The 20348-nt window shown below is 72.7% G+C and carries 22 protein-coding genes and 7 tRNA genes; 11 read left to right on the top strand and 18 right to left on the bottom strand.

From position 1 onward, the window contains the following. Window positions 1-38: 38 nt before the first annotated feature. On the top strand, window positions 39-1709 hold the full coding sequence (locus ACZ56L_RS25645; protein WP_345224883.1) for a hypothetical protein: 1671 nt from the start codon (window positions 39-41) through the stop codon (window positions 1707-1709). A 3-nt stretch (window positions 1710-1712) separates the two neighbouring features. Here the strand turns inward: ACZ56L_RS25645 and ACZ56L_RS25640 are convergent, their stop codons facing one another. From ACZ56L_RS25640 to ACZ56L_RS25625, 4 genes are all read right to left on the bottom strand, one after another. Continuing rightward, window positions 1713-2267, bottom strand: coding sequence for an HIT family protein (locus ACZ56L_RS25640; protein WP_401760734.1), 555 nt, complete (start codon window positions 2265-2267; stop codon window positions 1713-1715). Between the two features lie 85 nt (window positions 2268-2352). Beyond that, a complete protein-coding gene (gene thrS / locus ACZ56L_RS25635) occupies window positions 2353-4329 on the bottom strand; it encodes a threonine--tRNA ligase (RefSeq protein ID WP_401760736.1) in 1977 nt (658 codons plus the stop codon). Between the two features lie 128 nt (window positions 4330-4457). Further along, window positions 4458-5690, bottom strand: a complete 1233-nt coding sequence (locus ACZ56L_RS25630; protein ID WP_471066574.1) for a hypothetical protein — start codon at window positions 5688-5690, stop codon at window positions 4458-4460. Then, on the bottom strand, window positions 5690-6256 hold the full coding sequence (locus ACZ56L_RS25625) for a DUF4365 domain-containing protein (RefSeq protein ID WP_345224874.1): 567 nt from the start codon (window positions 6254-6256) through the stop codon (window positions 5690-5692). Before ACZ56L_RS25625 ends, ACZ56L_RS25630 begins: the two co-directional genes overlap by 1 nt. A 229-nt stretch (window positions 6257-6485) precedes the next feature. Here ACZ56L_RS25625 and ACZ56L_RS25620 point away from each other — a divergent pair, with 229 nt between their 5' ends. Then, window positions 6486-7214: a 3'-5' exonuclease gene (locus tag ACZ56L_RS25620; RefSeq protein ID WP_345224873.1), complete on the top strand. Its 729-nt coding sequence runs from the start codon at window positions 6486-6488 to the stop codon at window positions 7212-7214. 6 nt (window positions 7215-7220) lie between these two features. Here ACZ56L_RS25620 and ACZ56L_RS25615 read toward each other — a convergent pair whose 3' ends face one another. From ACZ56L_RS25615 to ACZ56L_RS25605, 3 genes are all read right to left on the bottom strand, one after another. After that, window positions 7221-7403, bottom strand: a complete 183-nt coding sequence (locus ACZ56L_RS25615; RefSeq protein ID WP_345224871.1) for a hypothetical protein — start codon at window positions 7401-7403, stop codon at window positions 7221-7223. Window positions 7404-7587: 184 nt separating this feature from the next. Further along, window positions 7588-7659, bottom strand: a tRNA-Val gene (locus ACZ56L_RS25610). Between the two features lie 39 nt (window positions 7660-7698). Beyond that, the gene (locus ACZ56L_RS25605) at window positions 7699-8166 is read right to left on the bottom strand and encodes an SRPBCC family protein (protein WP_401760741.1); all 468 of its coding nucleotides are present in this window, start codon (window positions 8164-8166) and stop codon (window positions 7699-7701) included. 142 nt (window positions 8167-8308) lie between these two features. Between ACZ56L_RS25605 and ACZ56L_RS25600 the strand changes: the two genes are divergently transcribed. Next, window positions 8309-10837, top strand: a complete 2529-nt coding sequence (locus ACZ56L_RS25600; protein ID WP_471066571.1) for an SCO7613 C-terminal domain-containing membrane protein — start codon at window positions 8309-8311, stop codon at window positions 10835-10837. Window positions 10838-10926: 89 nt separating this feature from the next. Here ACZ56L_RS25600 and ACZ56L_RS25595 read toward each other — a convergent pair. Together ACZ56L_RS25595 and ACZ56L_RS25590 are read right to left on the bottom strand one after the other, a co-directional pair. Further along, a tRNA-Val gene (locus ACZ56L_RS25595) sits at window positions 10927-10998 on the bottom strand. 69 nt (window positions 10999-11067) lie between these two features. Further along, the gene (locus ACZ56L_RS25590; RefSeq protein ID WP_471066569.1) at window positions 11068-11520 is read right to left on the bottom strand and encodes a TIGR02611 family protein; all 453 of its coding nucleotides are present in this window, start codon (window positions 11518-11520) and stop codon (window positions 11068-11070) included. A gap of 190 nt (window positions 11521-11710) precedes the next feature. Between ACZ56L_RS25590 and ACZ56L_RS25585 the strand changes: the two genes are divergently transcribed. After that, the gene (locus tag ACZ56L_RS25585; protein ID WP_003959770.1) at window positions 11711-12124 is read left to right on the top strand and encodes an SsgA family sporulation/cell division regulator; all 414 of its coding nucleotides are present in this window, start codon (window positions 11711-11713) and stop codon (window positions 12122-12124) included. 253 nt (window positions 12125-12377) lie between these two features. Beyond that, a complete protein-coding gene (locus ACZ56L_RS25580; RefSeq protein ID WP_345224863.1) occupies window positions 12378-12935 on the top strand; it encodes a CGNR zinc finger domain-containing protein in 558 nt (185 codons plus the stop codon). A gap of 27 nt (window positions 12936-12962) precedes the next feature. Here the strand turns inward: ACZ56L_RS25580 and ACZ56L_RS25575 are convergent, their stop codons facing one another. Both ACZ56L_RS25575 and ACZ56L_RS25570 read right to left on the bottom strand, forming a co-directional pair. Next, the gene (locus ACZ56L_RS25575) at window positions 12963-13121 is read right to left on the bottom strand and encodes a hypothetical protein (protein ID WP_189827397.1); all 159 of its coding nucleotides are present in this window, start codon (window positions 13119-13121) and stop codon (window positions 12963-12965) included. 127 nt (window positions 13122-13248) lie between these two features. Then, on the bottom strand, window positions 13249-13713 hold the full coding sequence (locus tag ACZ56L_RS25570) for a hypothetical protein (protein ID WP_401760745.1): 465 nt from the start codon (window positions 13711-13713) through the stop codon (window positions 13249-13251). Between the two features lie 156 nt (window positions 13714-13869). On the opposite strand from ACZ56L_RS25570, the gene ACZ56L_RS25565 reads away from it, so the two are divergent. Next, window positions 13870-14406 carry a DsbA family protein gene (locus ACZ56L_RS25565; protein WP_471066566.1) on the top strand — a complete coding sequence of 179 codons (537 nt, stop codon included), beginning with the start codon at window positions 13870-13872 and terminating at the stop codon, window positions 14404-14406. 6 nt (window positions 14407-14412) lie between these two features. On the opposite strand, the gene ACZ56L_RS25560 is transcribed toward ACZ56L_RS25565, so the two are convergent. The 3 genes from ACZ56L_RS25560 to ACZ56L_RS25550 form a co-directional block, all read right to left on the bottom strand. Further along, entirely contained in the window at window positions 14413-15252 is an 840-nt protein-coding gene (locus tag ACZ56L_RS25560) for a GNAT family N-acetyltransferase (protein ID WP_471066564.1), read from the bottom strand. Window positions 15253-15315: 63 nt separating this feature from the next. Next, window positions 15316-16137, bottom strand: coding sequence for an aminotransferase class IV (locus ACZ56L_RS25555; protein WP_401760750.1), 822 nt, complete (start codon window positions 16135-16137; stop codon window positions 15316-15318). A 56-nt stretch (window positions 16138-16193) separates the two neighbouring features. Continuing rightward, a complete protein-coding gene (locus ACZ56L_RS25550; RefSeq protein ID WP_471066562.1) occupies window positions 16194-17243 on the bottom strand; it encodes a chorismate-binding protein in 1050 nt (349 codons plus the stop codon). Window positions 17244-17388: 145 nt separating this feature from the next. On the opposite strand from ACZ56L_RS25550, the gene ACZ56L_RS25545 reads away from it, so the two are divergent. The 5 genes from ACZ56L_RS25545 to ACZ56L_RS25525 all read left to right on the top strand — a co-directional run bounded on the left by ACZ56L_RS25545 (window position 17389) and on the right by ACZ56L_RS25525 (window position 17885). Continuing rightward, window positions 17389-17461 (top strand) — tRNA-Gly (locus ACZ56L_RS25545). 43 nt (window positions 17462-17504) lie between these two features. Next, window positions 17505-17578: transfer RNA gene (locus ACZ56L_RS25540), tRNA-Cys, on the top strand. Between the two features lies 1 nt (window position 17579). Continuing rightward, window positions 17580-17651, top strand: a tRNA-Val gene (locus ACZ56L_RS25535). A 41-nt stretch (window positions 17652-17692) separates the two neighbouring features. Next, window positions 17693-17764: transfer RNA gene (locus ACZ56L_RS25530), tRNA-Val, on the top strand. A gap of 49 nt (window positions 17765-17813) precedes the next feature. After that, window positions 17814-17885: transfer RNA gene (locus ACZ56L_RS25525), tRNA-Val, on the top strand. Window positions 17886-17943: 58 nt separating this feature from the next. Here ACZ56L_RS25525 and ACZ56L_RS25520 read toward each other — a convergent pair. The 4 genes from ACZ56L_RS25520 to ACZ56L_RS25505 all read right to left on the bottom strand — a co-directional run bounded on the left by ACZ56L_RS25520 (window position 17944) and on the right by ACZ56L_RS25505 (window position 20260). Then, window positions 17944-18246, bottom strand: coding sequence for a TFIIB-type zinc ribbon-containing protein (locus tag ACZ56L_RS25520; RefSeq protein ID WP_345224853.1), 303 nt, complete (start codon window positions 18244-18246; stop codon window positions 17944-17946). Window positions 18247-18328: 82 nt separating this feature from the next. Next, window positions 18329-19225 (bottom strand): phosphotransferase family protein, encoded by an 897-nt coding sequence (locus tag ACZ56L_RS25515; protein ID WP_471066560.1) that lies wholly within the window; start codon window positions 19223-19225, stop codon window positions 18329-18331. Window positions 19226-19551: 326 nt separating this feature from the next. Beyond that, window positions 19552-19773, bottom strand: coding sequence for a hypothetical protein (locus ACZ56L_RS25510; protein WP_345224851.1), 222 nt, complete (start codon window positions 19771-19773; stop codon window positions 19552-19554). 238 nt (window positions 19774-20011) lie between these two features. Further along, window positions 20012-20260 (bottom strand): hypothetical protein, encoded by a 249-nt coding sequence (locus ACZ56L_RS25505; protein WP_471066558.1) that lies wholly within the window; start codon window positions 20258-20260, stop codon window positions 20012-20014. Window positions 20261-20348 lie beyond the last annotated feature (88 nt).

Below are 20348 nucleotides of genomic sequence, written 5' to 3'. Positions count from 1 at the left end.
GCGTGGAGAGCACAGGGCTCCACGGACGCGGACGGTCGATGGGGGCGGTAGTGGCGGACTCGGGATTCGACTTCTCACCCGGTGCACAGGTGCCGCTCCAGGGTGCGGCCGGACAGACCGCGGCGACCAACGCGCTCGCCTCGGCCGCGTACCGGGACAGCTCGGTGACCGTCCTGCTGGACGCGAACAACGAGTGGCACAAGTCCGGCGTCAGCAAGGGCAGGCTCTCCCTCTTCGAACCCGACCTCGGCGAGGCGTTCTCGCGCGCGGTACGGGTACGGATGCTCGGCGGCGCCCGCAAGGCCCTCATCCAGTCCTTCGGCACCGAGCCGCAGACCGTCGTGGAGCACTGCCTCGCCGCCACCAACATCCGCAAGGCCCGCGACACCAAGCTCACCGTCATCATGGCCGTCTTCGGCCTGCTCTTCCTGCCCGGCCTCCTCCTCTGGCTCGCGGTCTTCCAACTGCGCCGCACCATCGCGGGCGCCAAGGACAAGAAGTCCGGCGCACTCGGCACGGCCCTCCTCGTGGCGGTCGGCGGCCTCGTGGTGATCTTCCTGATCAAGCTGCCCTTCGACGGCCTCCTCGGCATCTACCTGCGCGCCATGGTGGTCGCCCCGGTGATCGGCTGGCTCTGGGCCAAGCAGGTCTGCGAGACCACCGCCAAGGACCTGCGCGAACGCTGGGCCTCCCTCCTGTCCGGAGGCGGCGGCGTCGGACCCAAGATCCCCGAGGCGGTCCCCCGCGACCCCGGCCAGAGCCAGGCCGAGGAACTCCGCCAGGGACTCGCCCGGCTCACCGCCGAGCAGCAGTCCAACTCGGTCTTCTACGCGGGCCCCAAGGGCATACTCGGCATGGGCACCCGCTGGGGAAGCTGGCAGCTCGCCGAGGAACTCCACAGCGCGGACCCCACCAAGGAGATCCACGGCTTCCGGAGCTGGGACGTGATCCGCGCCATCCACGACCAGCTCCGCATGCTGGAGCGCGGCCCGCTGCACACCGGCGGCTTCCCCACCCCCTCGGTCAAGCACTGGATCGTCGCCCCGGTCGGCGAGAACGCCGGCGAGGTCAGCCGCCCCGACGGGCAGGACGTCGACCAGTACCTGATCAAGACCCACGAGATACAGCGCATCTGCAACGAGCAGCAGTTCGGCGCCGGCAACCGGCACTACCTGGGCGTCCAGTTCACGCTGTGGGACGGCCAGTTGGTCATCACCATGCTCATCACGGTGACCGTCCTGCACCACACCCTGCGCATCGAGGTCACCGGTCACGCGCTGGGCCCGGTGCACCCCCTGTTCACCACGAAGCCCGCCGCCAAGACGGTCACGGTCGGCAAGACGGTCAAGTTCTGGGAGACCAAGACCCGCCAGCTCCCGCTGATGGGGACCAACGACGTGGTGCGGCTCAGCGTGCGGGCCCCGTTCACCTGGTTCCCCAACGTCCTGGACTTCCTCGGCGGCAAACTCACGCTGCCCGAGCCGTTCGGCCTGCGGCACGTGTGGGCGGAGAAGCCCTGGCGGCACCGCTTCATGGCGGACGACGCGATGCGCGCGGCGACCCCCGTCCTGCGGGTCGTGCACACGGCCGCGATCAAGGTCCTGGAGGACCACGGAGTCGACACCGAACGCTTCAACGGGCGCTCGTCCATGCTCAGCGGCCTGGTCCAGGACCCGGCCCCGCGCAAGGCCGACCTGTACGACGCCTGAGCGCTACACGCTCTCCGGCCACACGTCGGCGAGCATCTTGCGGGTGTCCGCGAGGAGCTGCGGCAGCACCTTGGTGTGCCCGACGACCGGCATGAAGTTGGTGTCCCCGCCCCAGCGGGGCACCACGTGCTGGTGCAGGTGGGCGGCGATTCCGGCACCGGCGGCGGAGCCCTGGTTGAGCCCGATGTTGAACCCGTGCGCCCCGGACGCCTTGCGCAGCGCGGTCATCGCCTTCTTGGTGAACAGCGCCAGCTCGGCGGTCTCGGCGTCGTCCAGCTCCGTGTAGTCGGCGACGTGCCGGTAGGGCATGACCATGAGGTGTCCGCCGTTGTACGGATACAGGTTCATGATCGCGAAGACGGTGGTGCCGCGCGCCACGATCAGCGAGTCCTCGTCGCTGTGCCTGGGCGCCTCGCAGAAGGGGCAGCCGTCGTCGGACCCGGGCCCGGTCGGCTTGTTCTCACCCTGGATGTACGCGATCCGGTGGGGCGTCCACAGCCGCCCGAACCCGTCCGGCTCACCCACCGGTCCACTCTGCTGCTCCGGCTCACTCGTCATGCGGAAAGCATAGGCGTACGACCTGGGGAGACGGCAGAGAGGGCGGCCCCCCGAAGGGAACCGCCCTCATCCGTCACTCCCGCGCTCAGACCTGGACGCGGCGCTCCACCACGTCGAGCAGCTTCGCGAGGGCGTCGGCCTTCGGGATGCCGTTCTCCTGCGAGCCGTCGCGGTGGCGGAAGGAGACCGTACCGGCCGCCATGTCCTCGTCACCGACGATGATCATGAACGGGACCTTCTGCTTCTGCTGGTTGCGGATCTTCTTCTGCATCCGGTCGGACGAGGCGTCCACCTCGACCCGCAGCCCCTTCTTCTTCGCCTCGGCGGCGAACTCCTGGAGGTACGGGATGTGCGCGTCGCCGATCGGGATACCGACCGCCTGCACGGGCGCCAGCCACGCCGGGAACGCACCCGCGTAGTGCTCCAGCAGCACCGCGAAGAACCGCTCGATCGAGCCGAACAGCGCGCGGTGGATCATGACCGGGCGCTGCTTGGACCCGTCCGGGCCGGTGTACTCCAAGTTGAAGCGCTCCGGCAGGTTGAAGTCGAGCTGCACGGTCGACATCTGCCAGGTCCGGCCGATGGCGTCCTTGCACTGCACGGAGATCTTCGGCCCGTAGAAGGCCGCGCCGCCCGGGTCCGGGACCAGGGGCAGCCCCTGCTTCTCGGCGACCTGCTGGAGCGTCGCGGTGGCCTCCTCCCAGATCTCGTCCGAGCCGACGAACTTCTCCGGGTCCTTGGTGGACAGCTCCAGGTAGAAGTCGGTCAGACCGTAGTCGCGCAGCAGCCCGAGGACGAAGGTGAGCGTCTTGTCGAGCTCCTCCGCCATCTGCTCCTTGGTGCAGTAGATGTGCGCGTCGTCCTGGGTGAAGCCCCGGGCACGGGTCAGACCGTGCACGACACCCGACTTCTCGTACCGGTACACGGTGCCGAACTCGAAGAGCCGCAGCGGGAGTTCGCGGTACGAACGCCCCCGGGCGTCGAAGATCAGGTTGTGCATCGGGCAGTTCATGGGCTTGAGGTAGTAGTCCGTGCCCTCGTCGAGCTGCATGGGCGGGTACATGCCGTCGGCGTACCAGTCCAGGTGGCCCGACTGCTCGAAGAGCTTCCCCTTCGTCGCGTGCGGGGTGTAGACGAACTCGTAGCCCTCCTCCTCGTGCCGGCGGCGCGAGTAGTCCTCCATGACCCGGCGGATGATGCCGCCCTTGGGGTGGAAGACCGCGAGGCCGGAGCCGATCTGCTCCGGGATGGAGAACAGGTCCAGCTCGCTGCCGAGCTTGCGGTGGTCGCGCTTCTCGGCCTCGGCGAGGAACTCCAGGTACGCCTTCAGCTCGTCCTTCGAGGGCCACGCGGTGCCGTAGATGCGCTGGAGCATCGGGTTCTTCTCGCTGCCGCGCCAGTACGCGGCGGCGTTGCGCATCAGCTTGAAGGCGGGGATGTTGCGGGTCGACGGCAGGTGCGGGCCCCGGCAGAGGTCCTTCCAGCACAGGTCGCCGGTCTTGGCGTCGAGGTTGTCGTAGATGGTCAGCTCGCCGCCGCCCACCTCCACGTCCGCGCCGTCGTCACTGGACGCGGAGCCCTTGATGCCGATGAGCTCCAGCTTGTACGGCTCGTCGGCGAGCTCCTCGCGGGCCGCCTCGTCGGAGACCACGCGACGGGCGAACTTCTGCCCCCGCTTCTGGATCTCCTGCATCTTCTTCTCGATCGCCTTGAGGTCCTCCGGGGTGAAGGGCTTCTCGACGTCGAAGTCGTAGTAGAACCCGTCCTTGACCGGCGGGCCGATGCCCAGCTTGGCCTCGGGGAAGAGCTCCTGCACGGCCTGCGCCATGACGTGCGCGGTGGAGTGGCGCAGGATGTTGAGGCCGTCCTCGGAGCTGATCTCGACGGGCTCGACCTCCTCGCCGTCCTGCACCGCGTAGCTGAGGTCCTTCAGCTCACCGGCGACCCGGGCGGCGACGATCGAGCGCTCGCCGGCGAAGAGCTCGGCTGCCGTAGTGCCCGTCGTCACCACGCGCTCTTCCCGCTCGGAATCGCGTTGGATGATCACACGGACGTCTGACACCGGTCTCTCCTGACTGAGGGGGGTGCACGCCGCTTTCTATTGCGCGTGCAGTAGAAGATGTTACCGAGCCGGTGGGGTCACAAGCGAAACGGTTAACCGCCCCCGGCCCCCTCGCCGGAGCCACCCCCTCACTCCTCCCCGCTGCACGCCCCCTCGAAGAAGTCCAGGTTCTCGTGCAGCGCCTTCATCAAACGGTCCCGTTCCGCCTCCTCCACCTGGACGGGCGCCACCCCGGCCGCCCCCGTCAGCCGCCGGAACCCGCCCCTGCGCTCCAGCCGCCCGCCGACCTGGATCGGCAGCCCCACCAGGTGCGCGTGCCCGGCGATCCGGTACGCCTCCTCGTCCAGGACGAGCCGTACGTGCGGCACCTCGGCCCCGGCCAGCACCCGCAGCCGCACCGTTCCGCCGCCCCGCGGGTCCGACCTGCGCATCCGTACCACCGCCCCGGTGATCCGCACCGGCACCGAGGGTTCGTCCCGCAGGTAGCGCGCCCCCGCCGACCGGAGCGCCGGCAGGTCTCCCGGCGAGAACTCCACCGCCTCGGGCCGCGCCGCGCAGCCGGGCGGCGGCCCGGCCGCGGGCGCCCAGTCGAGCGCGATCCGCGCGCCCTCGGCGCCCTGCACCAACGCGACCACGGCCTCGGTCAGTTCGTGGCTGACGCCCGCCTCGACGGCCGCGTCGAACGCCTCCATCCCGCCGGTGGCCCGCTGGTAGTCCGTGGCCTCGCGCGCCGCGTGCAGCGCGTGGTGCAGGCGGACGACCGTGCTCCGCCCGCCCGCGACCGGCACGAACGCCGTCAGCGCGCGTCCGCCCGTCCCCGCCCCGACCAGCACGCCCTCCAGTGATGCCTGGGCCTGCCTGCGGTGCCGCGCCCCGTAGTACCCGGCCCGCCCGCGCGCCGCGAGCGCCCCGGCGAGCAGCATCTGCCGGGCCGCCGAGCGCAGCTTCTCCTGCGCGGGCCAGGCCGCCGCCCCCGTCACGTCCTCGGGCACGTCCCGCAGCCAGCGGATCTCGTCGCTGGGCACCGCGAGCTGCACCAGCACCTCGCGCGCGGACGGCTCGGGGCAGCGCTGGAGGGCGTACAGCGCCTCCGCGAGCAGGTCCTCGCTGTCGGGGAACGCCCTCGATTCCGGTACGAGCAGACTCGCACCCCCGGCGGAGGGCCCGGGCGGTGTCCAGCGCGCGTAACGGCCGGCGGCGCCCCCGCGCCGCCGCCAGCCGTGCCGGACCAGGAGGGCGCCGAGGACGGCGGGGTCGACCTGGGCGGGCTCGGGTCCTCCGCCGTCCCAGCTTCCCGCGGATTCACCGGGGTCGCCGGGGTGTGGTCGTCCGGAGTCGTCGATGGGCCGGTAGCGGTGCATCAGGGTCTCCCTCCCGCCCCGACGCGGCTCATGATCTCGCAGAGGGCTCGGTCGTCGAATATCCGCGCGGTGGGGACCCGCACGTTGGTCCGGTGGCGGCCGGTCACCGGGTGTCCGGCCAGGTTGATCCAGTAGCAGCAGTGCCGCAGGTCGAGCCGGTCGTGCGCGGCGCTCAGCCAGTCGTCGCGGCTGCGCGGCACGAGCATCACGACCAGGATCTTGTGCACCGAGACGGGGGTGCGCGCCAGCTTCACCAGGTGGTCGTTGTCGAGGGTGAAGGAGAACGCGGCGCCCGGCGGGCGCGGGGCGATCTGGTAGGTGCACTTGAGCTGGACCTTGATGGTCACTTCGTCGTCGACGGTGTGCACGGGCGATCCGTGGCTGACGTGCCAGTCGATCCCGTTGTCCGGGAACGGCTGGGAGAGCGAGCACCCCGCGGCTGCCGCGACGGCGTGCAGATAGCCCACCTGGAGTGTCTCCATGCAGGCGGTGGTGGCGAGCGCGCCTCTGAGCGGGGTGGTCCGCTCGGGCAGCAGCCCGCCCGGTTCGGGCTGCGTGAGCGCCATGGCTGACGTGTGCCTTCCGGGCCGTGCCGATCTCTTGCTCGGATGCGCAACTCCCCCACGGGAGAGGCGCGTTCGGGAGGGGGGCGGCAACTTCGCCGCCCGTCACCTGTGTTGTCTCCGTACGGCTTATGGCGTAAACGGCCCGGGTATCACCGCTTCGGGCAGAAAGCGCACCGGGGTCCGATCCGCGAGTCGGCCGTCTGCCGTTGGAGCATGAGGAGTTGGGGACATGACGTGCTGGTACGAGGGGCCGCTGGCGGCCTTCGACACGGAGACCACGGGCGTGGACGTGGAGGGTGACCGGATAGTCTCGGCCGCCCTCGTCGTGCAGGACGCGGCGGGCGCGCGCGTCCGGGCCACCAAGTGGCTGGTGAACCCGGGTGTTCCGGTGCCCGTGGGGGCGACCGAGATCCACGGGCTGACCGACGAGCACCTCCAGCGCAACGGCCGGTGGCCCGCGCCCGTGATGGAGGAGATGGCGCGGGCGCTGGCCGAGCAGTGTGCGGCGGGCCGTCCGCTGGTCATCATGAACGCACCGTTCGATCTGACCATGCTGGACCGGGAGTTGCGGCGGCACCGGGCGTCGTCGCTGAGCCGCTACCTGGAGGCGCGGCCGCTGTACGTCCTGGACCCCCGGGTCCTGGACAAGCACCTGGACCGCTACCGCAAGGGCCGCCGCACCCTCACCGACCTGTGCGGGCACTACGGTGTGGAGCTGGCCGGGGCGCACGACGCGGTGGCCGACGCGACGGCGTCGCTGGAGCTGGTACGGGCCGTGGGCCGGCGTTTCGCCGCCCGTCTGGAGCGCCTGTCCCCCGCCGAGCTGCACAGCCTCCAGGCGGTGTGGCACGCGGCGCAGGCGCGCGGCCTCCAGGCCTGGTTCGCCCGCAACGGCTCGGACGAGGCGGTCGACCCGGCGTGGCCGCTGCGCCCCGAGGCACGCGCCCAGGCGGCCTGACCGGCCTCAGTCGGAGGAGGCCCGCCTGACGGCGACCAGCCCGGCGATGGAGGCGAGGGCGACAATCCCGGCGCCCACGCTGCACAGGATCTGCGGGGTGCCGTTCATCCGGTAGTTGAAGAACGCGTTCGCGGCGACGGCGATCGCGAGCAGCATCCAGAGCATCGTCTTGGTCATGGTGGTGTTCATCGGGTCTATCTCCTGCTGTCGGTCCGGCGGTTGCTGTACCGGCAACGCTAGGAAGTCCGCCCGGCGCGGAACAGGGCTTCTGCCCCCGGACCGCTGGTGGTGCCAGCACCACCCCGGCGGGCGCCCTCGCCGCGCCGGCACACAAGAAAGCCGGTCCGTCTGTGACGGACCGGCTCTTCCCGGGTGGGCGATACTGGGTTCGAACCAGTGACCCCTTCGGTGTGAACGAAGTGCTCTCCCACTGAGCTAATCGCCCGGGAACGGGTTGAACCATACAGCGCTTCCCGCGTTCGGTTCAAACCGCGTCCCCGTCCGCCTGCCGGGCCGTCGCCTCGGCGGCGAGTCCGCGTCTTCCGGACCGCATCATCAGGGCGTGGTTGGCGAGGAAGAAGGGGCGTCCGAGGACGGCGAGTCGCCGCAGCAGCGGTTTGTTCACGTCGACCTCCTGCTCGTACCGCACGACGGTGCCCGTGCCGTGCGGGCGCAGTGTCCAGCGCATCCAGCCCTCCAGGTCGCCGGTCATGCGCACCTCCAGGAGCCCGGCGTCCAGTCCGCCGCGCCCCTCGTGCACGCCGACGAGCAGGTCGTACGGGAGGAGGGACCGGAAGCGGGCGGTGCCGCTGTGCTCGTCGACCCGGTCCACCTCGCGCACCTGGGGCCACCAGCGCGGATAGGCCTCGGCGTTCTCCAGCACGGCGTAGACGGCGGCGGGCGGGGCGGGCACCTTCCAGATGCTGCAGAAGCGGTAGTGACTCCAGTCCATGGCCTCAGTCTGCTCCGTCTGCCCTGCGGCATGCCTGCGCTTCCCGCTCCGTGCACGCGGGCCCGTGTCGCGCGGGCTCCTGAGTACGTGCGTGAGTATCCGCACCCATGACGGGCCGCCCGGGGCGCTCCACACTCGCGTCATGACGAATGTTCCGCCGCCCCCGCCGGCCGAGGAGCTGCGCCGGCTCGACCAGGAGCTGCTGCGGCTCGACGCGCGCCGCGCCCAGTTGCTGCACCGCCGGGCCTGGCTTCTGCACCTCCTCGCCACCCCGGCCGCACCGCCGCCCGCACCCGGCGTGCCCGGGCCGGTCGCGACGACGCAGCCCGGTCCGAGCGCGCAGAACGTGCTGCTCGCCCTGGGCGGCGTCCTGCTGGCGGTCGCCGCGCTGGCGTTCACGCTGATCGGCTGGGGCCAGTTGGGGATCGCCGGGCGGTCCGCGGCGCTGGGTCTGGTGACGGCGGCGGCGCTCGCCGTCCCGGCGCTGCTGGTGCGCCGGGGCCTGGTGGCGACGGCGGAGGCGGTGGCGGTGCTCGGTCTCGTCCTGACGACGCTGGACGTGTACGCGCTGCGCCAGGTGGCCTTCGCGGACGCGGACGGCACGGCGTACACGGCGGCGGCCTCCGCCGTCCTCGCGCTGGTGTGGGGAGCGTACGGCGTGTTCCTGCCGCGCCTGCGCACCCCGCTCCCCGCCGCCCTCCTGGTCGCCCAACTCCCGCTCCCGCTCTGGGCCCTGTCCCAGTCGGCCACCGCGCTTCCCGTCCTGTGGGCCCTCCTGGCGACCGCCGCCCTGAACACCCCGCTCGCCCTCCGCCACCTCTCACGGAGCCCGGCCCCCAGCGCCCCCTCACGCCCCGGCACCCCGGCGTCCCCCCAGACCCCCGCCCCGGCGGGCGGCACACCCGCGCACCCCGCCCCCGGAGCCCCCTCCGCGGGGCCGGGCACCGCCGGCTCCGCCCCCGTCGGGGCGCCGGGTCCCGTCGGCGCTGTCGGCGTCCTGGCGGCCGGGCTCGCCTGGGTGACCGGCGCGGCCGCCCTGCTGGGCGCGCTGTCCCTGTCGTCGCTCGCCGGTTCGCCCGCCGACGCGGCGCCCTCCTGCGCCCTGCTCCTCGCGGGCGGGGTCCTCGCGCTGGCGGCCTCGCTGCGCCGCCCGCAGGCCGCGTCCGCCGTGGCCGCGGGTCTGGCCGCGGTCGCCGCCGCCGGTGGTCTCCTGCGGCCGGCCCTGCCGCCCGCCTGGACGGCCCCGCTGTACCTGGCCTGCGCCCTCGCGCTGCCGGCCGTGGCCGCCCGATCCGTACGCCTGCCCCGTCCGGTACGGCACGGCCTGGCCCTGTCCTCGGCCGCCGTCACCTCGGGCGCCGTCCTGACGACGCTGCCCGCGCTGACCCTGACGCTGCTGTCGGGCCCGCTGTCCCGGCCGGCCGCCCCGTGGCGGGGCCTGCCCGCGGGCTTCCGCGCGGTCCCGGCCGGCGGCGACGCGTGGGACCTGCCCTGGCAGGCGATGTCGACCGCCCCGCTGATCCTGCTGGCCTCGGCCGCCGCCCTGGCCCTGTTCCACCGCCGCCGCCCGCGTCCCGCGTCCGCCGTCGGCGCCGTCCTGCTGGCCGCCGGCGCGCTCCTGCTCGTCCCGGTCGCCCTGGACCTGCCGTACGCCGCCGGGCTCGCCCTGTTCGTCGTCGTGACGGCCGCCGCCCTCGCGTCGGCGGTGTTCTCCTCCTCCGCCGCCGCCTCGCACGCGGCGCTGGCGACCGGCGCGGTGGTCTCCGTCGCGAGCGCCCTCCTGGCGCTGGCGGGCCGCGGCGCCACCTTCGCCGCCCTCGGCGCGCTGCTCCTGCTGTGGCTCGCCACGGCCCTGCGCGCCACGGCTCCCGCGGTGCGGTCCGTGAGCGCCGTCGCCTGCGTCGTGCACGCGACGGCCCTGGCCTGCGCCTCGGGGGCGGCCCTGGGCCTCCCCGCCCGGCACACGGCGCTCCTGGCCCTCGCGGTGCCCGCCCTGGTGGCGCTGCTCGCGGTACGGGTGCGCAGCGTGCCGATGGAGATCGCGGGCGCGGTGTCGGCGCTGGTACCCCTGGTCCTGGCCGCCGGGCACCTGCCGACGCTGTCCCTGGTGCTGGCGCTGTGCGGGGCGGTCGCGGCCGGCACGGCGGTGCGGGAGGAGCGCCGGGCGGTGGGCTGGGCGGCCGGCGGCCTGTTCGTCGCGGCGACCTGGTCGCGGCTGGCGGCCTCGGAGATCGCCGCCCCGGAGGCGTACACGGTTCCCGCGAGCGTCCTGGCGCTGGCGGTGGGGGTGCTGCGGCGTCGCCGCGACCCCCGGGCGTCCTCCTGGCTCGCGTACGGCCCGGGCCTGTCCATGACCCTGGTGCCGAGCCTGGTCGCCGCCTGGGCGGACGCGCACTGGCAGCGCCCGCTGCTGCTGGGGGTGGCCGCGCTGGTGGTGACCCTGCTGGGCGCCCGGTACCGGCTCGGGGCCCCGCTGCTGCTCGGCGCGGTCGTGCTGAGCCTGGTCTCGCTGCACGAGCTGGCTCCGTACGCGGTCCAGGTGGTCGGCGTCCTGCCGCGCTGGCTGCCCCCGGCACTGGCCGGGATGCTGCTGCTGGCGGTGGGAGCGACGTACGAGCAGCGGCTGCGCGAGGCCCGTCGGCTGCGCGAGCGGATCGGCCGCCTCACGTAGGCACGTGTCCCGGGCCCGCGCGGGAGGGGCCCGGGGAACGCCAGAGGCCCGAGAGACGCTGTACGGTCTCTCGGGCCTCTGGCCCCGGGTGGGCGATACTGGGTTCGAACCAGTGACCCCTTCGGTGTGAACGAAGTGCTCTCCCACTGAGCTAATCGCCCGGGCACAGACAGAACATTACCGCATGTCAGCGCGTGCCCCCGACCACTTTCCGGCCGGTCGGCCGGTCGTCACTCGTTGATCTTCCACGGCATCACCAGGCCGAACTTCCACACGTAGATCCCGACCAGCACGGCGATGATCACCAGGCCGATCGTGGTCAGGATGATGTTCCGCCGGCGCACCTTCGGGTCGAGCGCCTTCTGGGCCGCCTCGGTGAGCTTGCGCTTGGTCCAGCGCATCACGAGCTGCGCCCAGACGAACTCGGTCGCCCAGATCGCCATGCCGCCGAAGATCACCACCCAGCCGGGTCCGGGCAGCGGAAGCATGATGATGCCCGCGATCACGACCGCGAGGCCGACGACGAAGACCCCGACCTGCCAGCTGAGGTGGAGCGTCCTGCGTTCCTGGATGTACTGCGGCGCACGCGATCCGAGCTCGCGCCCGTCGGTGGTGCCCCCCGTTTCGGGACCGGTCGTCGCCGCGGCGACGCCCCCGTCCCGCTCGTCACTCTCCGCGTTCATGAGGGCCAACTTACCGGACCGGCCGCCCTCACCGGAATGGCCGTACGAGTCAAGCCCGGACTCGGCCGTACGAGCGACGTCAAGAGACTCAAAACACTCATAAGGGTTTACAACGGCCCTGGAGGTGGCATGTCGATTTCGCCGACGTGCGAATCCCCGAGCGCACACTGAGCGAAAGGCCCTGGCGCTTATGAACACCACGGTCAGCTGCGAGCTGCACCTGCGCCTCGTTGTGTCGAGCGAGTCATCACTGCCTGTACCCGCGGGCCTGCGGTACGACACGGCCGATCCCTATGCCGTGCATGCCACCTTCCACACCGGAGCCGAGGAGACGGTCGAGTGGGTCTTCGCCCGTGATCTCCTCGCCGAGGGCCTGCACCGGCCCACCGGAACCGGCGACGTCCGAGTCTGGCCGTCCCGGAGCCACGGTCAGGGCGTCGTCTGCATCGCCCTGAGCTCACCGGAGGGCGAGGCCCTGCTCGAAGCCCCGGCGCGGGCGCTTGAGTCGTTCCTGAAGAGGACGGACGCCGCGGTGCCACCTGGCACCGAACACCGGCACTTCGACCTCGACACGGAGCTCTCTCACATCCTGGCCGAAAGCTGAGCCAGGTCGAGAGTCGCTCCTCGCCGTCCGACTCGGGGCGACGGCGCGGAGCGGACAACCACATAGGGACAACTTCATAAGCCCTGCCGGCTGCGCCGTCGTCGCGGAACCCACCGCGGCGGCGGCGCAGCCGCATCCGTCCCCCTCCCGGGCGGCACCGCGCACGGGGCACTGTCCGTAGCGTTCTGGGCACGAGCGGCTAGAGTCGGCGAGCATCGGCGGGCAACGGCCCGCGCAGGCCAGGGAGCGAAGCGTGCTGATTCCCCACGACACCCGGCGAGCCCTCGACGTCGTCGTCGGCCTCGTGAACACCGCGCCGGAGAGCGAACCCACGGACCGTCTCACCGACGTCGAGGCGCTGCACGACTTCGCACGGCGCCACGACGTCAGCGACGTCGGCGAGCTCACCGAGGACGACGTCCGTGCCGTCCGGGAGGTACGGGCCCGCTTCGCGGACGTCTTCGGGGCGTCCGACCCCAGGGCGGCCGCCGAGCTCATCAACCGGCTGGTCGCCGCGGCCGGGACCACGCCCCGGCTCACCGACCACGACGGCTACCACTGGCACGTGCACTACTTCGCGCCCGGCGCCTCGATCGCGGACCACCTGGCGGCGGACTGCGGGATGGCCCTGTCGTTCATCCTGGTGTCCGGGGAGCTGGAGCGGCTGCGGCGCTGCGAGGCGCCGGACTGCCGGCACGCGTTCGTGGACCTCTCGCGCAACCGCTCCCGGCGCTACTGCGACAGCCGCACCTGCGGGAACCGGCTGCACGTCGCGGCGTACCGGGCCCGGCGCAAGGAAGCGGCCGGCTGACGGCTGCGGGCGGCGGCCCGCCCGGGTTCAGTCCAGGAACAGGTCATGGACCGCTCCCATCAGCAGGAGCGTGCCGATGAACGCGAGGAAGATCATCAGCGGCGGCTGGGAGAGCGCGAAGAGGCACCCGCGCGCCTCTTCGGCGGGCGCGGGTGCCGGGGTCTCGTCGGGGGAGGTCTGGAGCATCTCGGGCTGATGATGACGCAGCCCGGTGCTACGGGATGACCATCACGCCCCCGATCGGCGGCAGTTCACCGTATCGGGCGGTCGTGGTGTGTGCGTTCGACCGCCCCGCGCACTCCCCGGGACGGGGTCAGATCCCGTGCTTCTTCAGGATCGCCTCGATGTCGGAGAAGTCGTCGTCGGCCTTCTTGCCCTTGGCCTGCGCGGGCGCCGGTGCCGGGGCAGCGGCGGGCGCACCCGCGGGGCGTCCCGCACCGAGCGAGGGGGCGTTGGCCGCCGGGGCGACGGCGTCGCCCCGGGCCGCCCTGGCCGCCTTGCGCTCCTTGCGGGTGCCGCCACCGCGCCGTTCGACGAAGCGGGTGGTGACGAAGAGCAGCCAGGCCAGGCCGAGCACGCCGAGGCCCGCCCAGACGACCGGCTTGAAGACGATGTCGGAGAGCCAGCCCACCGCTCCGATCATCACCAGGCCGACCGGCACCAGCGAGTAGGCGGCCAGCCGGGTCGCGGTGAGGAAGCGCTTCCGGTACGCCGTGATCGCGGCGATGCCCAGGCCTGCGGCGGACACCGCGGAACAGACGGTCTCAACCAGCAGCATCGGTCCTCCAGCGGTGGAAAGTACGGTCGCTTCCATCCTGCACCGCGCCGCACGGGTGCGGCCATCCCCGGCGGCGGTCTCAGGGAGATCTCCGGGGCGCGGCTCCTCCCCAGGTCCCGGTCGGGGAGGCGGTCGTACGACTGGGAGACTGACCCCATGAGCCACACACCTCCCCTCGACGCCGCCGCCCCCGACTCCCCCGTCGTCCTCGACGTCTGGTGCGACCTGCAGTGCCCCGACTGCCACACCGCCCTCACGGACCTCGCCGCGCTGCGGGCCCGCTACGGCGACCGGCTGGACGTCCGGCTGCGGCACTTCCCGCTGGAGAAGAACGCCCACGCGTACGACGCGGCGCAGGCCGCCGAGGAGGCCTTCGAGCAGGGCAGGGGCTGGGAGTACGTGACGGCGCTGCTGGCCCGCACCCAGGAGCTGGGCAGGCGCGGGAAGCCGGTGCTGATCGAGGTGGCGGGCGAACTGGGCCTGGACACCGAGGAGTTCGACACCGCGCTGATCGACGGACGGCACACGCTGATCGTGGACGCCGACCAGGCGGAGGGCAAGGCGATCAAGGCGAAGGGCACGCCGACGTACGAGATCGGCGGGCAGCTCCTCGACGGCAGCAAGGACCAGAGCGGCCTGCGGGAGCGCATCGAGGAGATCGCGGACGGGCTGCTCGCCGGACAGCGGGCCTGAGCCGTCCTAGAGCAGCCGCTTGGAGCTGCTCACGGCCGTCGTGCGGTAGCCGAGGGACTCGTACAGGCGCAGGGCCGGGGTGTTTCCCGCGAAGACGTGCAGTCCGATGCGTCGCTCGCCCGCCCGCAGCGCGATCCGCTCGGCCATGGCCATCAGGGCCCGCCCGTACCCCCGGCCGCGCTGGTCCTCGTCGACCTCGACCGCGTACACGAAGGCGCTGTGCTCGCCCGGCTCCACCTCGTGACGGCCGAGCCAGAGCAGTCCGATCGGCTCGCCGTCGCGGACCAGGCGGCTGATCCAGGTGTGCGGGGTGGCCGGTCCCTGCGGGAGGAACCGGCGCTCGCTGTCCTCGGCCTTGGCGCGCGCCTGTTCGGGGCTCAGGCCGCGGTCGGTCCAGCTCCGGGCGAAGTCCGCCGCGTCCTTGACGCGCCAGGCGTCGTACTCCTCCCGCGTGACCGGGCGGAAGGTCACGTCGGCGGGCAGCGGCGGGGGGCCGGCGGGGAGGTCCTTGAGCATGGTGCGGCCGCGCTCGACATAGCCGAGCGCGGCCGCCATGCGCGCGGCCTCCGTCGCCTCCGCCGGGACGGTGATCATCACCTGGTCGCAGCCCCAGCCGCGCAGGACTTCCTCGGCGGCAAGCGCGGCGACCGTGCCGCGGCCTCGGCGGCGGTCCGCCGCCTCGATGTGCAGCGAGGCGATCCGGCCGACCGCGCGGCCGAACTCGGGCACGGTCTCGATGCGGGCGGTGCCGACGGGGCGGCTGTTCACGCACACCTCGTAGGGGCGCGAGCGCGCGCCGTCGGCGCTGGTCCGAAGCGGCCCGGTCGGCCGCAGGGTCGTCGTCATCACCGGAGTTGTACCCCTGCCGGGGCCGCCCGTCATCACGTTTCGCGGCGGGACTTGGCGGACTTACGGGTCGAGGTCGTCCCCGGCGCGCTCCGCGAAGACCCGCATCGCCTTGGCGGTCACCGGGCCGGGGGCCGTCGGCAGGTCGCGTCCGTCGACGCGGTGGACGGCCTGCACGTCGCGCAGGGTGGAGGTCAGGAAGACCTCGTCGGCGTGTGCCAGCACGTCGAGGGGCAGGTCGGCCTCCTGCGCGCCGGTCCACTCGACGGTGAGGGCGCGGGTGATGCCGGCCAGGCAGCCGGAGGCGACGGGCGGGGTGAGGAGCTGTCCGTCCAGGACGACGAAGACGTTCGACCCCGTCCCCTCGCAGAGCTGCCCGACCGTGTTCGCGAACAGTGCCTCCGAGGCCCCGGCGCGGCGCGCCCTGGCGAGAGCGACGACGTTCTCGGCGTACGAGGTGGTCTTGAGCCCGGTCAGCGCGCTGCGCTCGTTGCGCGTCCAGGGGACGGTGACCACGGCGGTGGTGTCGGGGCGTCGCGTGGACTCGCCGAGCGCGACGACCAGCGTGGGTGCGTGCTCGCCCCGGTCGGAGCCGAGCGGCGAGACGCCCGCCGTGAAGGTGACCCGGAGCCGGCCCAGCGGCATCGGGTTGGCCTCGAGGACGGCGGCGCAGGCGCGGCGGACCTCGTCGTGGTCGGGGTCGGGCAGGCCCAGGCCCCGGGCGGAGGCGGTGAGCCGGTCCAGGTGGCGGGTGAGGGCGAAGGCCGTGCCGTCGGCCGCCTTCATGGTCTCGAAGACGCCGTCGCCCACGGTCATTCCGTGGTCGAGGACGGAGACGCGGGCCGAGTCGGCGTCGACCAGTCCCCCGTTGACCCAGATCTGCATGACGCGGCCTTCCCTCTCGCTGTTCGTCGTGCCCGCGCGGTCCGTGGCGCGGACGCTCATCCCGTACGGGCGGTGACCTCGTAGGCACCCGACGCTACCGCGAGCAGCCGGGACGCCTTCAGCTCGGTCTCCGCCCACTCCCGCTCGGGGTCGGAGCCCCAGGTGATGCCGGCTCCGGTGCCGAAGCGCAGCAGCGGTCCGCCGGGGGCGGTGCGGTCGATCCAGAACGTACGGATGCCGACGGCCAGTTCCCCGAGCCCCCGGTCGGCGTCGACCCAGCCGATGCCGCCGCAGTAGGGGCCGCGCGGGGAGGACTCCAGGGCCCGGATGATCTCCAGTGCGCTGGCCTTGGGCGCGCCGGTGACGGAACCGGGCGGGAAGGTGGCGCGCAGCAGTCCGCCCCAGCCCTGCTCCTCGGCCAGTTCGGCCCGTACGGTCGAGACGAGGTGGACGAGGCCGGGGTGCGGCTCGACCTCGCAGAGCCGCGGGACGGTGACGGAGCCGGTGACGGCGACGCGCCCCAGGTCGTTGCGGACCAGGTCGACGATCATCACGTTCTCGGCGTGGTCCTTCGCCAGGAGGTCCGCCTCGGTCTTCCCGGTGCCCTTGATCGGCCCGGACTCCACCGTGCGGCCCTCGCGGCGCAGGTAGAGCTCGGGGGACGCGGTGGCGATCTCCACCCCGTGCGCGGGCAGCCGAATCGTTCCTGCGTACGGAGCGGGGTTGCCCCGCGCGAGGAGGGCGGTGAGGGCGTCGACGTCCGCCGCCGGGTCCACCGGCGCGCTCAGCACGCGGCACAGGTTGGCCTGGTAGACCTCCCCCTTCGCGATGTGCTCGCGGATGCGGCGGACGCCCGCGGTGTAGGCGGCGCGGTCCAGGGAGGACGTCCATGCGGTGGCGGCGGGGCCGCGCCAGGCGCCGGGCACCGGGGCGGGGACCGGTTCGGTGCGGACGTCGCCGAAGCGGGCGCAGACGAGACGGCCTTCGAAGTCGGCCGCGACGGCCCAGAAGCCGGAGGAGTCGAGGGCGGCCGGATCGCTGGTCACGTCGCGCAGATCGGTGGCGACGAGGCCGCCGAAGCGGGCCAAAGAGGGGAGGTCGGACACGTCGTCGAGTCTAGGGCGGGGGTGCGCGCCTCTCCTGGCGGCGAGGACCCGCAGCACGCTGCACAAACGCGTTTTTGTGCTGGCCCGGGAATCCGCTAGAGTTCAACACGTCGCCGGGACACGCCAGTGGAACGGCAGCAGACAAGCGGACGTAGCTCAGTTGGTAGAGCACCACCTTGCCAAGGTGGATGTCGCGAGTTCGAGTCTCGTCGTCCGCTCTATAGTGGGGGAATCATCCCGATACCCTTTACTAGCACTCCTGGTGGAGTGGCCGAGAGGCGAGGCAACGGCCTGCAAAGCCGTCTACACGGGTTCAAATCCCGTCTCCACCTCCAAGCGCGATTAGCTCAGCGGGAGAGCGCTTCCCTGACACGGAAGAGGTCACTGGTTCAATCCCAGTATCGCGCACGCAGCACAACTGAACAGTTACGGTCCGCTCGGACCGTCCCGCGCGATTAGCTCAGCGGGAGAGCGCTTCCCTGACACGGAAGAGGTCACTGGTTCAATCCCAGTATCGCGCACGCAGCACCAGGCAGTACGTTGCACGATCAGGTCCGCGAGGACCGTCCCGCGCGATTAGCTCAGCGGGAGAGCGCTTCCCTGACACGGAAGAGGTCACTGGTTCAATCCCAGTATCGCGCACAGCAGTTGAAGCCCCCGGCCGTTCTCGGCCGGGGGCTTCTTCGTGTGCCTGGCCGGGTCAGGAGGAGAAGAGCATCCGGCCGAAGCCCTTCTGGCGGTGGTGGCCGTGGTGACCGTGCTGGCCGCCGTAGGGCGCGCCGTGCTGGGGGGCTCCCCAGGCGGGGGCGGGGGCGGCGGGGTAGCCCTGCGGGGGCGGGCCGGCGGGCGGCGGGGCCTGCTGGGACCACTGGGCCTCCAGGCGGGTCAGGGACTCCAGCTCGCCGTAGTCCAGGAAGATGCCGCGGCAGTTGGCGCACTGCTCGATCTGGACGCCGTTGCGGTTGAAGGTGTGCATGGGGGCGTGGCACTTGGGACAGTGCATGGGGTTCGCTCCTCGGTTGTCGGTCGTCCGGTACGGGTCTCCCGCGCCGCCGGGATGCATGCCCGGTGGGGCCGGATTCACCCTATGGCGGAGGGGCCGCGTCCTCCTCCGGCGGGAGCGAGGCGATCCGGGCGCAGGAGTCGATCATGAGCTGCTCGACCTCGTCGAGGGGGCGGGCCTCGGCAGCGGACTTGGCGAGGGCGAGGGCGGCCGTCTGGACCGTCAGGGCGCGGGCGGCGACGTCGAGTTCGGGCCAGGGGTCGCCCTCGGGGCGCACGGCGGGGCCGCCCGCAGCGCGGTAGGCGGCGAGGAAGCGCTGCCAGTCGTCGGGATGCAGGAGGCCCGCCGCGTACCAGGCGGCGGGGCGGGCCAGGTCCCAGGCGGGGTCGCCGAGACCGAGGTCGTCGACGTCGATGAGGTGCCAGGGGCCGTCGGGTGCGGGGTGCCGGACGAGCTGGCCGAGGTGGAGGTCGCCGTGGCAGAGGGCGGTGCGGGGGCGGGCCGGGCCGGGTTCGTCGCGGGCCCAGGCGGGGAGGCCGTGCCAGGCCTGGAGGACGGCGCGGGGGGCGTCGGGGGCGGCGGCACGCATGCGGGCGACGGCGCGGGCGGCCTTGGCGGGGCCGCGCATGGGCGGGAGGCCGGCGGGGAGGGCCGCGGGGTCGGTGCGGTGCAGGCGGGCGAGGAGAGCTGCGGTCTCCGCCCAGGGGGCGGCGTCGGGGGCATCCGGGGCGACGGGGGTGCCGTAGGGCCAGGCGGAGAGGGGCCGGCCGGGGTGGGCGGGGGCGGCTCCGTCGGGGGTGGGGAGCGGGGGCAGCAGAATGCCGGAGAGGAGGGGGTGGGCGGCGATGCCGATGCGGGTGGCGAGGGCGGTGGGGTCGGAGTCGGGGGCGTGGGTCTTGAGGACGAGGGGGCCGTGGCGGACGACGGTGCCGTCGGGGCGGTCGGCGAGGGGTTCGGGGGCGGGGGCGTGTAGGGACATGGTCCTACGAAGCCTAGGCCGGGGGCGTCCGGGCGGGCCGGAAGCGGGAGGGGCCGCCCTCCCTTGCCCGCCCTCCCCCAAGGGGGCGGGGACGGCGGCCCGGAGGACATGCCGTCAGGGGCGCGGGGAACTGCGCGACCAGCCACGACGCACCCGCACGTACCAACGCCTCGACCCACCCGCGCCCCGCGTTGGAAACGCGTTTGCCCGGACAGCTCCCCAGCTGTCCGGGCAAACTCAGCCGTCCGCCGCACCCCCGTCCCCACGGGGCTGATGGGCTTGGTGTTGTCCCGACCCGGACCGCTCTTCCGGGTCGGGGGCGCCGCTCAGCGCCCCAGCAACATGCCCACGGACGACGCTTGTGTGGCCACCGCTTCCCAGCCTCCGAAGAGGAAGAGGAGCAGGGCCGCCAGGGGAAGGACCATGGCCGTTGCCACCAGGGGGTGGCGCGGGCCGGTGGGGCGGCCGCCGGAGGCGGCGAGGGCACGGCGTCCGCGGACGCGGATCGCGTGCGAGCGAATCATCGTCCTCGATGCCGTGTCCGCCATGGTCCTCTCCCTGTCGTCTTGGTAAGCGGCGGGCGTCTGACCTCGGGGGACGAGTGCTGCACCCACCGCTTGAGTTCAAGATTAGGGGCGGGCGCCCACCGGGTCGTCATGCCCTCGTACCGATTGAACGGCCTCCCGGAGGATGAGCCGCCGGGTGACGGCGTACTCCCCTGGGTGGAGAGGCAGGTGGAGGTCTCGGGGTCATCCCCGAGGGGTCGCGCGGGGGTCTCCCCCGGGCTCAGCCCGCTGTGTCGGGCCGCTCCGAGGCGTCTTCCCTCGGCACCGGCTGTTCGACCAGGGCCAGGACGCGGGTGGCCATGAAGCGTGCCGTGCGCACGACGCTGCCGTTGCGGGTGACTTCACTCACTTCCACCACCCCCCTGCGGACCGCCGTCTCGACCCTGCGGCCGGCCCTGCTGGCCACCATTTCGTACGTCCGGGTGGTGTCTCCGGCGTCCACCACTATCTCGACTCGATCGCCCTTCATGGATCCAATCCCCCTTCTGCTGTTGCCCGTTGGGAAGGAGCAGGGGTCAGGAAGATGGGAACACACGTTCCCTGACCACTCCTCAAGT

The sequence above is a fragment of the Streptomyces sp. NPDC039736 genome (assembly GCF_055596485.1).
This window is presented reverse-complemented; position numbering and strand designations above follow the sequence as displayed.